Annotated in this window: 9 protein-coding genes, 1 tRNA gene and 1 pseudogene; 4 read left to right on the top strand and 7 right to left on the bottom strand. The window is 47.7% G+C overall.

The annotated features are described in order from the left end of the window. Positions 1-256 precede the first annotated feature (256 nt). Together GA520_RS14675 and aroA are read left to right on the top strand one after the other, a co-directional pair. Positions 257-1,087 (top strand): shikimate dehydrogenase, encoded by an 831-nt coding sequence (locus GA520_RS14675; protein ID WP_163340158.1) that lies wholly within the window; start codon positions 257-259, stop codon positions 1,085-1,087. A 23-nt stretch (positions 1,088-1,110) separates the two neighbouring features. After that, the gene (gene aroA, locus GA520_RS14670) at positions 1,111-2,382 is read left to right on the top strand and encodes a 3-phosphoshikimate 1-carboxyvinyltransferase (protein ID WP_163340157.1); all 1,272 of its coding nucleotides are present in this window, start codon (positions 1,111-1,113) and stop codon (positions 2,380-2,382) included. A 121-nt stretch (positions 2,383-2,503) separates the two neighbouring features. On the opposite strand, the gene GA520_RS14665 is transcribed toward aroA, so the two are convergent. From GA520_RS14665 to GA520_RS14650, 4 genes are read right to left on the bottom strand one after another with little or no spacing between them, the layout of a single operon-like run. After that, positions 2,504-3,319, bottom strand: a complete 816-nt coding sequence (locus GA520_RS14665; protein ID WP_163340156.1) for an S-adenosyl-l-methionine hydroxide adenosyltransferase family protein — start codon at positions 3,317-3,319, stop codon at positions 2,504-2,506. Positions 3,320-3,337: 18 nt separating this feature from the next. Beyond that, positions 3,338-4,546: a murein transglycosylase A gene (locus GA520_RS14660; RefSeq protein WP_163340155.1), complete on the bottom strand. Its 1,209-nt coding sequence runs from the start codon at positions 4,544-4,546 to the stop codon at positions 3,338-3,340. 34 nt (positions 4,547-4,580) lie between these two features. After that, positions 4,581-5,549 (bottom strand): acetyltransferase, encoded by a 969-nt coding sequence (locus GA520_RS14655; RefSeq protein ID WP_163340154.1) that lies wholly within the window; start codon positions 5,547-5,549, stop codon positions 4,581-4,583. A gap of 10 nt (positions 5,550-5,559) precedes the next feature. Then, complete coding sequence (locus tag GA520_RS14650; RefSeq protein WP_163340153.1) at positions 5,560-7,869, bottom strand: LPS-assembly protein LptD; 2,310 nt, start codon at positions 7,867-7,869, stop codon at positions 5,560-5,562. Between the two features lie 804 nt (positions 7,870-8,673). Between GA520_RS14650 and GA520_RS14645 the strand changes: the two genes are divergently transcribed. Both GA520_RS14645 and GA520_RS14640 read left to right on the top strand, forming a co-directional pair. After that, entirely contained in the window at positions 8,674-11,046 is a 2,373-nt protein-coding gene (locus GA520_RS14645; RefSeq protein WP_163340152.1) for an Rne/Rng family ribonuclease, read from the top strand. Positions 11,047-11,086: 40 nt separating this feature from the next. After that, positions 11,087-11,163: transfer RNA gene (locus GA520_RS14640), tRNA-Arg, on the top strand. A gap of 203 nt (positions 11,164-11,366) precedes the next feature. On the opposite strand, the gene GA520_RS14635 is transcribed toward GA520_RS14640, so the two are convergent. From GA520_RS14635 to metK, 3 genes and pseudogenes are all read right to left on the bottom strand, one after another. Then, positions 11,367-11,627, bottom strand: coding sequence for a hypothetical protein (locus GA520_RS14635; protein ID WP_163340151.1), 261 nt, complete (start codon positions 11,625-11,627; stop codon positions 11,367-11,369). A gap of 60 nt (positions 11,628-11,687) precedes the next feature. Beyond that, entirely contained in the window at positions 11,688-11,993 is a 306-nt protein-coding gene (locus tag GA520_RS14630) for a hypothetical protein (RefSeq protein ID WP_163340150.1), read from the bottom strand. Then, a pseudogene (metK, locus tag GA520_RS14620) lies at positions 11,986-13,024 on the bottom strand (methionine adenosyltransferase); the annotation flags it as partial. The gene GA520_RS14630 and the pseudogene metK, both read right to left, overlap by 8 nt. Positions 13,025-13,288: the final 264 nt, after the last annotated feature.

Genomic DNA, 13,288 nt, shown 5'->3' with positions numbered 1-13,288 from the left:
AATCCCGTTTGATGCGACGAATAACCCGTATATAACTGGAATTATCTCAGAGTCTGAAACTGATTTTCTTCTTGCCAACAGGCCTGTTTGGAAATATGGCGAGTACAAGGGACATGAAGAGAGCCGAATAAGGGTTCTTGCTGGAAGGCATCGATTATAGAGGCACTGCACTCGGACATATTCGGTAAAGGTTGTATCGACAGACCAGGCAACTTCTACCCTGAAAATAATTTGTAAATAATAGGTATGTGCTGGTATGCAGATAAATGGTGAAACGCTCCTCTATGGTATTATAGGCAACCCCGTCCGTCACTCTCTTTCCCCACTCATGCACAATCGTGCATTTCAGGCGCTTGGGATAAACAGTGTCTATGTTCCTTTTCCCGTGACAGATGTGGAATCAGCCATTACAGGGGTCAGGGGGTTAGGGATTGGCGGCACGAGTGTAACCATACCGCATAAGCAATCGATTATGGCTTTCCTGGATTATATCGACCCGGTTGCCGAAAAGATAGGGGCCGTAAATACCATCGTTGGGGTACAGTCTGAAGGGAGAACAGAACTGCATGGCATGAACACGGATTGGCTTGGGGCAAATCGAGCACTGGAACTTGAAATTTCCCTTGCAGGCAAGGAGGTCATCCTGCTTGGTGCTGGTGGTTCGGCCAGGGCTATCGGCTTTGGCCTTATTGAGGCCGGGGCGGGTGTTACGATTTGCAGTCGCACCGAACAACGAGGCAGGGATCTGGCTGCAGTACTGGCCTGCGATTGGGTATCACTGCATGATGTGGATAGTCTGAGCGGGGACATCCTGGTGAACGCAACGTCGGTAGGCATGCATCCCCATGAAAATGCAACCCTGGTGGCAAAGGAAAGCCTTTGTGGTTACCGGGTGGTCATGGATATTGTTTATTCACCACTGACAACCCGATTGCTGAAAGAGGCTGCTGAAGCAGGCTGTGCTATTGTCTCAGGGTTGGAAATGCTTCTCTATCAGGGCGTTGCCCAGTTTGAGTTATGGACTGGCCGCAACGCCCCTGTTGAGTTGATGAGAGATACACTGCTGAATGCCACTGCAAACAAATAAACATTACTTGCGATTATACGAACATGATTGAAATAACCCCTTTACCAAATATTGATGCGGCACTTGCCGTACCCGGTTCTAAAAGTCTTACCCAACGAGCCCTTATCGCTTCAGCACTTGCATCAGGTACAAGCAGGTTGCTTGGTCCCCTGAAAAGTGAGGACACTGAGTATTCCTCCAAGGCACTTGCCGAGATGGGGGTTACCATGGAAAAAAGGGATGATGGCTGGAGTGTTGAGGGGCAGGGTGGGGTGATTAAACCTGGTGATAATCCCATTTATCTCGGGAATAACGGTACCGCCACCCGTTTTCTCACTTCTGTTGCATCTTTAGGGAAGGGCGACTTTGTTATTGATGGTGATAAGAGAATGCATGAGCGTCCTATCGGCCCTCTTATGCAGGCATTGCAGGGATGGGGGGTTGACATTCAATCGGTTCATGGCACTGGTTGTCCCCCGCTGAATATTAAAGCGAAAGGATTGCTTGGTGGTGAAACCGTTTTACCGGAAGGGAAATCGAGCCAGTACCTCTCATCGTTGCTGCTGGTGGCACCCTATGCTGAGAAACCAGCCGTTCTGCGGGTGGAGGGGGAGGTCCTCTCCAAACCCTATGTTGGCATGACACTGGCTGTGATGGCAGATTTTGGCATCTATGTGGAAAACTCACCGGATTTCAGTTGGTTTTCCATACCACAGGGGTGTTATTCCGCAAGGGAATATCAGGTTGAAGGTGATGCTTCCAATGCCTCGTATTTCTGGGCTGCGGCAGCCGTAACCGGCGGCAGGGTTACAGTGACCAATGTCCCTGTTCCTTCCCTTCAGGGAGATGCCATGCTGGTCCCCTTGTTGGGGCGGATGGGCTGTGATGTCACAAGTGAAAAGGGTGGAATTACAGTAACGGCAAACAACCCTCTGCAGGGGATAACCGTCGATATGGGTGACATGCCTGATGTCGTGCCCACCCTGGCTGTTGTAGCTGCCTTTGCCAATGGTAAGACAGAGATAAAAAACATAGAGCATCTCCGGATCAAGGAGTGCGATCGCTTGAGTGCGGTGGTGACGGAACTCTCCAAGATGGGGGCTAAGGTAGAGGAATTCCAGGATTCAATGATAATCCACGGTAATGGTGGCGAAGGATTGCACGGAGCTGAGATTGAGACCTATGAAGATCATCGCATGGCCATGTGTTTTGCGGTGGCTGGTTTACGTGTACCTGGAGTAAAGATTACCGGGGAAAATTGTGTGGCCAAGTCGTTCCCTGATTTTTGGCAAAGATTTAAATTGTTGCGTGGTTAAGCTGGGTGGACTGATCTCCGGTGAAGATTCTGTCAAAATCCGAGTTGGCTATATTTAGGCTCATGGGCTTCCATCAGAATGCTTTAAAAGATTTTGGTAAAATGTTTGTGAGAAATTCGGGTTAATGGTGGCTTTTACGTTGTTCTACGGTAACGATTGAACCGGGGCGACTGCCTGTTAGGAGTGCCGCAGAACCACCCGATACACTTATTTCCAGATGGTCGTGGCTGTCGAAATGAGCCAGTAGTTCACCGTCGCCGACATGCCCGTAACTCTTGGTCATTCCGCTGATGCTATACGATCCAACGTGGACGATTATGTCATGGGTGGGGGAGAGGTTGGCCAGTTCAGAGAGGGTGATATTGGTGCATATATTTCCGAATCTATCAATGTGGATTATTTCACCTATGAGTCTGCTGGATTGAATCTTGCTTTTTATTTGCGGCACTATAACACAATCACCACATGTCAGTTGATCACCAACTTCCTTTATATTGAGCCCGGCTGCCAGATGGGCTGCAACGGGTGCCATGATATCTCTGCCATGAAAAGTATTAGATACACGAGTGTTGAATAGAGATCTGTTCGTAACGGCATGAATTGCTTCGAGGCGATCCGTATCCCGAAGGATTGGGCTGAGCAACCCATTGTCCGGCGCAACGAACACCTGGCCCGTGCTTTTTGTGGCAAGGATGTGCCTGTCAGTTCCCACCCCCGGATCAATAACCACACAGTGTATGGTTCCAGCTGGGAAAAAAGGATATGTGCGCTGCAGCAGGAATGCTCCTTCTTTAATATTCCCATGTGCTACGAGATGGCTGATGTCTACAATGGATGTCTCGGGCGCAATAGAGAGGATAACGCCTTTCATGGATGCGACAAATTCGTCGGCAAGGCCAAAATCAGTAGTCAAGGTAATGACTGGGCGGTAGTCCATATTAGATGTCCCTGATGGTCAATCTTTAGCGATAAGGAAAAAGAGATTGGCCGTCTGTTTCATGTTACCTGCAGCTACTTCACTATACTTGCCACTACCGAGAAATAAATCGACCCTCCCCGGTCCCTTGATGGCGGCTCCAGTGTCTTGAGGCATGACAAATCGGCGAAGTGGTACCCATTTGAGGATTGTGCCGTCCGAATCGATCTGTGGTTTTTCTGTTAAGAGATAACCAATAAGTTCTGCAGGAAGTGTAGTGCGGTCAATGGCTATAGATCTTCCGGCGGTAAGTGGTACACCCATACTGCCACTGGGGGGGCTGCTATCGCCCCAGGTAAAGAAGATATATCGTGGATTATGATGAAGAACTCTTTCTATATCTTCAGGGTATGCATCAAGGTAGCTTCGTATAGCAGGTACAGACGCTTCAGCTAAGGTCATTTTATTTTCATCGACCAGTAATTTTCCAATAGAGTTGTAGGTGTGACCATTATGCCCTGCAAACCTTACGGTTTGAATAGTTTCATCGGGCAAGCGAATTCTGCCTGATCCCTGGACGTGCAGCAGAAAGGCGTCAAAACGATTTTTCAGGTATACCAGTTCCTGGCCCCGGAGATATCCTTTTGTCTCAATTTCTGAACGGCTCCAGAATTCGATGAATTGCCCTTCTGGGTCAAGTCGACCGACCAAGGTATCGTTTTTTCCTTCCGTGTTGTTTTCCTGTCTGGATATCAGTTGTCGAGGTCGCTTGTAAAGTGGGTACCTGTAGGTTGAGTCAGGGTAGAGGCTCCCTTCAAAAAGCGGTTCATAATAGCCAGTGGCTAACATTTCACCAAACCACCTGTCGGATTTGCCGCTGGCTTTAAAAACATGAAAGGATGTTTTGATTTGCTTGTTGAGTTCCAGGGTTCCTGGTGTGTCCCTGACTATCCTTATAAAGAGTTTGAGTGAGTCTGCAAGTTGCGATTTGGTAAATCTTTTATCAAGGACTGAAGTGGTATGGTCTGACGGAAGTGAATTGATATAGCGGAGCTGACTTTCGGCGACTTGAAGCAGGGATGTACGCTTGTAATCATCGGTGAAAATGGGATAATCCTGTTCGGGAAGAAGCCGTACAGGACTTCTTGTGCAGCTACTGAAAACCAGGGCAACAATAAGGGCAAGAACGAGTCGTCTCATCAATCGGATATTTTGTTTTGCTCTGTTGAGGGGTAGAGTCTCTGACATTGACCATCGTGTGGAGTTGTGATGGAATATTCAATCAGGAGTAGAGCTTGTTGAATGTCTGAAAAAATCTATCCAGCTCGGTTTCCGGCAGGCTGTTTATTCCGGCTGCTGCTGCCCGGCCGCCACCACCGGGGAATTGTTTGCAGAGAACATCGGCGTTTTTCCTGTCGGCAAGTGGAGCCCGCACACTAATACGCAGTGTCCCATCCGGATTGTGAGTAATGAGGGCATGGGCGGATTCGGGTTTGGAACGGGCCTGTTTGTTACTGAAGTTGCCGGAAATTCTCCTTGCCCAGGATGCATCCGGAAAAAAGAAAACCCTGTTTTTCCCCTTGGTAGGGTGTTCGGTTATGGAAGAGGCACGCTCTGCATCTTCTTTAAAACCTTCCCGCAAAGTAGACAGTTCTTCTGCTTCGTGGAAAAAAATGAGCGGATCCTCGAAATGGGAAACAGATCGGTACAGTTCTGCCGGATCAAAATGCAGGTCTTCGAGTGAACTCCCATATCCGTTGTAGTTGAGCAGTTCCCCTATTTCCCTGAATTTAAGAGCATCACTATCGGTGGTGCTGTACTTCCTGATGAGTCTGTCGGCTGAACTGTGCAGGTTGTCGCCAAAGGCACCACATACCGCCCAGCTTGCAAACATGCCGTCAAGAATCTCGTTGACGAGGAGCGAGGTACATACCTCTGCTGAGGTGTTGATCGTACTGGTGAGAAGCGGATGTTTCGGGATTGGATCGGCTGAATGATGATCGATATAGCGTATTCGATTATCGTTTGAGAGTAATCTCTCCAGGTCTGACCTGTTACTGTCGAGGGAAACATCAAGAACCGTGAGAGTACAGTTATGGCACTTTTCGAGGTGGGGGCTGGCAAGTAGTCGGATATCGCGTTTGACACCTGTAATCAGTTGCGCCTCAGACTTTGGTTCTCCAAGGCGCAACTGATGCAGGGCGCAGATGCCGTCCGCATCACCGTTGAAAATGTCGTAATGGGTCGGCATGCGGATAAAGTTAGTAGTTTATACCCAGTGGTGTTCCGATATTCGCCAGGTTGAAAACCAGCAGGTACTTGGTTTCTTCCGGGGTATAACGTGTCTGGAACTCCACAGACCAGCACAGTGCCTGGTACATGAGACCTACATTAGCCACATTTGTTTCATCTTCAGAGATGGAATGTTCAAGTTCAAGCTCGGCATACCAATTCGCAAACAAGGCAGCCTTGAGGTAGCCATTGATTTGCTCGATATCACTTGAGTCGTTGAAGCTGTAATCAAGGCTGAAATAATCACCGCGTGAGTTGGTATAATAACCTTCTATGCGGTGCTTGACGAAACCGTCCCCATACGTATCAAAATCAGTCTCGTAGACTAAGGAGAGGCGCTCTATCGGAATAAGGTTAATCCTGAGTGACACATCAGAAAATGGTTCGTCAGATTCAGAGCTGCGCAGGTCATAACTCTGGTAGATTTTCACAAAACCCATCTGACGTGTAATCTCATCAGAGAATGCATTGAAATAATTGTCAATACCATAGGTGATGAGGTTTGCCTCACCTATATCATCCACGCCGTCAAAGTTAGGCAGATCGTCCTGATCTACATCGGGAATATAGTTGTATTTTACGTATGGTCTGAATTGGTGATCGAAGTCGTTCGCAGCATCTCCATCCGTATCGAATGCCCGCATAAGGGTCGTGGCCACTTCAAACTCGGCGTCGGCTAGTAATCTATCCTGGGTGTCGTCTTTTTCCCAGACAGCATCCCCGAATGTGTCTATCATGTAATAGGTACCCCTGACCCCAACCTCACCCCGAGATTCCAGGTATGGTGAAAGAGGAATAGAGGAGCTGAGTGCGGGACGAATATCGACACGGTGGCCACCAACGCCTTCTTCACGCCAGTAATTGACATAATCAGCGTTCCATTCAAAAGACATGCTGGTATCACCAAGTGGCACTAAACCTTTATAGGTTAATGATGGAAGCTTCCAGAGCTCTTCAGAGTCAACATCTTCTTCCTTGGTATCGTTTACGGCCAAAAAACTGCCTTCAAAAGTCTGACCGCCCCAGGTCTTTACTACCTTGAGTGTGTTTTTTCTTGTATAGTCAGTTCGGTTGTCAAAGCCACGGCCGAAAACCTCCTGGTATCTCTCGTCTGTTTCCTTAAAGCCGGTATAACCACTATTGAACTCTGTAAGGTAATCCCGGTCGGAGACAACATCCAGATCAACCCTGGCTATCCAGTCGTTGGCAAAGGTGTGGTCGGCTTTACCACGAACCCAGTACCGATCACTGTTGGTATGGGTGAAACCAGTGTCTTCATAATACTCTGTTTCAGAAGGGTCCGTCTTGTCATCGTTTATGTAGCTTCCGATTATTGAACCTTTTGAGAAGGTGTCTTTTACGTAACGAAACTCCGCACCAGGCATAAAACCACGGTCGGTGTAATATTCGGGGAAAAACGTCATATCCACCGAATCATTAATGTTCCAGAAAAAGGGGATATTGAAACCGAAGCCGCTGTTGTCGGATTGGGAAAGCTCAGGAAGAAGAAAACCTGTTTGGCGGGTATTCTTTACCGGCACCACCATATATGGTGAATAAAAGACTGGCACTCCCTTGATGTTAAAAGTGGCATGTTTCATGAACGCATAACCACCTTCCTTGATCACTGTGTCGGAACTGCCAAAACTCCAGGGCGGTGTTTCACCGTTTTCGATTTTACAGGTGATAACCCAGCCTTTTTCAATGTGGTAGGTGTTATATCCTGTCTTCTCGATAACCTTCCCTTCCAGGTGCAGGTCATCTTCTTTTCGTATGATAACTGCATCGGTAAACGAACCGGTTTCAGTGTTGAGGTCAATCTTGCCCGATTCGGCCAGCAGGGTGTCGTCCTCTTTGACGACCTTGACATTGCCCCTAGCCTTGATCTCCTCCTTGCTTACGTCATAGGCGATCCAGTCTGCTTCGATATGAAAGGTTATTTCGTAGAGAGCTTCCGCATCAATTTGCTCAATTACTTCGGCAGCTGTGATTTCAGTTTTTTCAATCTCTTCTCCGAGAAGTTCGTCCCAAGATGTAAGGTCTTCCTGAGAAACTTCTACTTTGGGAGGTATCATAACCTTCTTCTCAAGAATAATATTTCCTTCGGCGACTATCGACTGAGGATCCTCATATCTGGTTATTTTGTCCGCCGATATATTCCATTCGGACGTTGAAACAGACTCCGCATCAGCAAGTGCCGGAAGAAGCAGTAGAGAAGAAAGTGCACAAGTGGCAACATACGTTTTTAATCCAGTTAAGTGTACCGGGCGGGATGTCACAGCATGCTCCTTATGAGAATTTTGTCATATGCTATATGATGAGCGATATGACGTGGTAACAGTTTTGATCCAGGTGTTTTATCGATCCATCTGATGATGGACACAAATTCAATATGAAAATTGTAATTATATAAACAGTGAAGTGTACGTTTCTACTCGTTGAGTGTCAAGTTTAAAGTCATAGATTTACCTTGATTATAAGACTGATTTGTCTTATTTAATGCCTTACATATTCTTTTCGTGAAATTTTCATAAAAAAGAGTATGGGAAATACGCTTTCCAGACTCGTCAGGTTTATGGTTCACTTGACTCAGTTGAAAAGTCGTCTGTGAGGTTTCCTCATTTTACTATCTAAATATTCTGCTGAAATGCGATAGTCGGAGGGCGATTATCTACAAACCGAAGCGCCTATCATGTAAATGGATAACAGGGTGTTTCTTGAATCATGAGGAGTGATTTTTCGGTTCTACTGGGGCCGTTTAATAAAGCCGGTCAGGTCGTCAAACTTTTAATGACCGGGAGGATGTTGTATCCTCAAAAAAGAAATTGGAGACAGTTGTTTTATCAAAACCTCCCTGCCGGGTCCCGATTCGGTACTAACAAATATTCTATTGCCGTGGGAGGTGATTTGAGTGAGTGGCTGTCGTAGATGGTGGTGGATTAAAGGTTTAATATACTGACATCACCGAAAAGTATTCTGAAACTGTGTTGTTGCATGCGCAGCATTGAATAACGCGGTTGAGGAAGACGTTGTGCGAAGCACTCTTGTGCTATTGAAGTACAGTGCTTCGGCAGGGAATTTTTATGACTGAAGAGAAAAAGACAGAAGAAAAGAAGAATACCAAGATAAAGGCAACAACAGGAGCATGGTGGAAAAGTACTGTAATTGAAGTAGAGAAAGAACAGGATTCAACACCGGTTTCAGCCACCCCTACGCCTGCTGAGGAGCAGGACGATTCCTCCCCGAAGAGCCCCGCAAAACCTGCTGCAAGGCGAAAACGAACCCCTCGTAAAAGTAGCCCGGTCAAAAGCAAAACGACAGCTGAGGAGCCTGATGAGCAGGCAGCGGAGAAGCCTGTCTCTCAAAAGAAGAAGCCAGCACCGGCACGTCGCTCAAAACGTGTGAAGCCAGCTGTAACGACCGATTCTGCTGTTAGTGATGAAAACGCTCAAGAGGTAGAGAAACAACAAAAAGGATCCGAGACGCCTTCTTCGCCTAAAAAAACTACTGGGCGTTCACCACGGAAAAGTTCGTCCACCAGAGGCCGGAGAAAACCGGCAGACTCTCCTGCAGATACAAGTGGCAGTGCTGTCAAGGGTGAGACACCTGTTGGAGAATCTGCTGAAATCCTGCCTGCGGAGTCACCGACCACTGAAAACGATGAAAGTTCAACTGGTGCGGCTATTGCCCAGCCCAGGAAAAAGCCTGCCGGTAGAAAACCACGCAGTAGGAAAAAGCCCGCAAGCCCCAAAAAAGATAACGTTGACAGCAGTGAAACCTCAGGGGCCGACAACAAACAATCTCAAGATGAATCAGCCAAAGATCAGGGAGAACCTGAGACACAGCCCACTGAAAACGCAGGTGAACTTCCAGATGAGACTGATACGGACGTAAAAGGTACAGGGGCTCAGAAAGATAAAGTCGTACTCAAATTGCTCATCAATGCTGAGGAACCGGAAGAGTGTCGTCTGGCCTTGCTTGAAAACGGTCGGCTTGAGTCTATTCATGTTTCTACTATTAACCGGACTCTGACCAAGAATAATATTTATAAAGGGCGCATCGTCGCCATTGAGCCGAACCTGCAGGCCGCCTTTGTTGATTACGGCACTGAGAAAAATGGTTTTTTACCGTTTAGCGAAATTCACCCTGAGTACTACAAACAGGAACTCAGTGCTACCATTCAAAAGCTTGTAGATGAGCATCAATGGAAAAAGCTGAGTATTACAGATGTCGTTGAAAAGGGGCAGGATGTACTGGTGCAGGTGGTGAAAGAGGAAGTGGGAAGGAAAGGTGCCAATATGACCACCTACCTCTCTCTGCCGGGTCGAAGCGTTGTCTTGATGCCTGGTTCGGACTCGTCTGGTATCAGCCGAAAAATATCCGGTGAAGAGAGGCGCTCGCAGCTTCGAACCGCTATGAGCGCCCAGAACATCCCTGAAGGTATCGGCTGGATTGTTCGCACCGCCAGCGCCGATATCACAAAAACAGCCTTGGCTCGTGATGTCGGGTACCTTCTCAGTCTTTGGGAAGAGATCAAGAAAAAAGCCCAGGAGCTGGAAGGAATTGGCCAGGTCTATGAGGACCACCAGAGTGTTCTTCGTTTCTTAAGGGAAAACTTTGATCCTGATATTGAGGAAATCCTTGTCGATGCTGATGAGGCCAGGGATCAGGTTAACAAGTTTATCTCCCTGCTCCCGTCAAAGCACAGAAATGTCAAAGTTCGCCTGCACAAGGGCGCACGTCCGATATTTAATCAGTACAGTGTCGAAGATCAGATTGAATCTATCTATCAACCTCACGTGAACCTGCCCTCAGGAGGATCAATTGTTATAGATCCAACAGAGGCGCTGGTTGCTATCGACGTGAATTCAGGTTCGACCAGTAAGGGGAAAAACTTTGAACAATCGATCTATCAGGCCAATATGGAAGCAGCCAGCGAGCTTGCCCGGCAACTGCGTCTCAGGGACCTCGGTGGCCTGATCGTTGTTGATTTTATTGATATGCGCAATAAAAAGCATATTCGGGACGTGGAGCGAGAGGTGAAGGTTGCCATGAAGCGGGATAAGGCGAAGGTCGACTTCAGCAGGATCTCAAAATTTGGCCTGATGCAGATTTCTCGACAAAAGCTAGGCGCTCCTATTGAAGCAGGCAATTACAGGGTTTGTAAACATTGCAAGGGCAGGGGAATCGTTCGATCGGTAGAGACCCTCGCTCTTTTCTATCTGCGTCGAATTCAGACAGGCGCCAGTAGAAAGCATGTCGAAAGAGTTGAATGTCGCTTTCCGATGGATGTGGCCCAATACCTGCTTAACCAGAAAAGACATGAGATTCAGGAGCATGAAAGCCGCTATAATACTGAGATAACAATCATCCCCGACACCACAATGAGCCCAGTGGATAACGAGATCCTGCTACTCAAGAAAGAAAAAGAGACAACGGGCAAAAAACAGGCTTGATGTCCGAATCAAACTAAGGTATATAGACACCACTTTTGACGCACCAGTAGCTCAGCTGGATAGAGCAACGGACTACGAATCCGTAGGTCGGGCGTTCGAATCGCTCCTGGTGTACCAGAGATTACAAGGACTTACAGTTTAGGCTGTAAGTCCTTTTTTCGTTTAGTTAGATGGTGGTTAGATGAAACCGGCATTTTTGTAACAACGTCCTCAAGCACCTATACATCGCCAGCAATATATCTCGTTGATTACAGGGAGAGGTCGTCCACAGTGCACGGCATAAAAAACCAGTGTCGTTGCTCATCCGGTACGTGGAATAATTATTCCTTCTCTCCAGCTACAAAATTGTACTGATAGCCACCCGGTACCTCGCCTTCTATATCTCCGTCCGGGGTAACCGTCAGAGTGAACATCTCTTCACCAACAGTGCGTCCGCCAAGGACCTTCCCGTCGGACACCCACAGTTTCAGATACTCTTCTCCGCCGCCGTCTCGGCGTAGGATATGTGTAACTTTTTGCTTTTCGTCTTCATCGCTATAGTTATAAAGCTGTCCATCCTCGATGATGAAATAAGAGCTCATGATGCACCTCCATCCTCTTCCGGCCATACAATGTCAGCAATTTCATTTACTGTTGTCAGATCAAGAAGGCCACTCGACCTGTGCAACAAAAGCACTGTCTCTGGGTAGGTACTTCGGTACCCTGACGCCGGGTATTACTTCATCATGTTTGATAAACACAGGTGTTGGTGTATCGAGTATAGAGAGAGGGATCTGTGGGGTTCTCTTCTCCTGCGACGGCTTTCGCGTATGGGACGATAAGGTTATCGACGGACCTTCTGAAAAAATAGGATGGTCCTTTGGTGCCGGGGTCACTCCGGACTGCTTGTCCAATGCTTCCAGGCGTTTCCTTGAGATAAGTTTCTGCTTCTTTTGAGTTTTAGACATGGCTCACCTCCCGAAGTTGCTCTACCTTATCGCATCGCTCCCAAGAGAACTCAGGAAGCTCTCGTCCAAAGTGTCCATAAGCTGCCGTCTGGGCATAGATAGGACGCCGCAGATCTAAAGACTTTATAATACCAGCCGGAGTCAGGTCAAAAACGTCCATAATTGCTTTCTCTTTGACGATTCCGGCCCCATGGGTGGTCAACCATCACAGAGACGGGTTCTGCTACGCCAATCGCATATGCGATCTGTACAGTGCATCGATTGGCAAGACCTGCTGCCACAATATTCTTTGCGACATACCGGGCAGCATATGCTGCAGAGCGGTCAACCTTACTCGGGTCCTTCCCTGAAAATGCACCACCTCCGTGAGGGCATCTACCACCATAGGTGTCAACGATGATCTTACGTCCTGTTAGACCGGTATCTCCATGAGGGCCACCCACCACGAAGCGGCCTGTGGGGTTGATGTGTATCTTAAGATCGGCGTTTGGGATAACAGCACGGATGATCTGTTCCCCGACTACCTTGCGGACAGTATCAATAGACACGTCCTCGTCATGCTGAGTGGAGAGGACTACCGTATCGACTCCTACTGGTTTGTCATCTTCGTAGCGTATTGTTACCTGGCTCTTGGCATCGGGTCGTAACCAGTGGATAGCTCCGGATGCTCTCAGCTCTGCCTGACGTTGCACTAACTTATAGGCCAGGGTGATGGGTAGAGGCATCAGCTCTGGTGTCTCCTCAGTGGCGTAACCAAAGACCAGGCCTTGATCACCTGCGCCACCTGTGACCACTCCCTGACGAATGTCACCAGACTGCTGATTGAGTATAAGTCTGATCTCACAGGTATCAGGATCAATACCGGGGAAGTCACGACTGTAACCAGTGTCTCGAAGAACCTGTCGTATAATGTCGGGAGTTTCTTCCTTAATGGTCTGGAATAGCACAGGTGGGGAGGTGTGGAATTCTCCTGCTACTACTACCAGGTCATCTGCGATAAAGGTTTCACAGGCAACCTTGGCCAGAGGATCATTACAGGTGATGGTTTAAATTGCCTGTACCCACCTTAATCATGTCTCGAATCTGTTCAAAAAGCAGGGAACTCATCAAAGCGACCAGTTTGTTCTTATTCTTTGGATAAGTTGGGCAAAACCTTGAATAGCTGTAAGTTTTTTGAAAAGACAGCTGGAAAAGAATAGCTTTGCGGAAACTGATTCTTATCACATTCATTTACACTGCAGCCACTTGCAGACAGGTAACCTGCAAGCCCCTAAAAAATTAACCAGCATCACTGC

The sequence above is a fragment of the Desulfopila sp. IMCC35008 genome, from assembly GCF_010646885.2.
Taxonomy (GTDB): domain Bacteria; phylum Desulfobacterota; class Desulfobulbia; order Desulfobulbales; family Desulfocapsaceae; genus Desulfopila.
The sequence above is the reverse complement of the archived record's forward strand: the minus strand, read 5'-3'. Positions and strand labels throughout refer to the sequence as shown.

Coding starts and splice junctions, on each gene's coding strand:
- GA520_RS14675 (WP_163340158.1), top strand. CDS start 257: ATGCAGATAAATGGTGAAACGCTCCTCTATGGTATTATAGGCAACCCC.
- aroA (WP_163340157.1), top strand. CDS start 1,111: ATGATTGAAATAACCCCTTTACCAAATATTGATGCGGCACTTGCCGTA.
- GA520_RS14665 (WP_163340156.1), bottom strand. CDS start 3,319: ATGGACTACCGCCCAGTCATTACCTTGACTACTGATTTTGGCCTTGCC.
- GA520_RS14660 (WP_163340155.1), bottom strand. CDS start 4,546: ATGTCAGAGACTCTACCCCTCAACAGAGCAAAACAAAATATCCGATTG.
- GA520_RS14655 (WP_163340154.1), bottom strand. CDS start 5,549: ATGCCGACCCATTACGACATTTTCAACGGTGATGCGGACGGCATCTGC.
- GA520_RS14645 (WP_163340152.1), top strand. CDS start 8,674: ATGACTGAAGAGAAAAAGACAGAAGAAAAGAAGAATACCAAGATAAAG.
- GA520_RS14635 (WP_163340151.1), bottom strand. CDS start 11,627: ATGAGCTCTTATTTCATCATCGAGGATGGACAGCTTTATAACTATAGC.
- GA520_RS14630 (WP_163340150.1), bottom strand. CDS start 11,993: ATGTCTAAAACTCAAAAGAAGCAGAAACTTATCTCAAGGAAACGCCTG.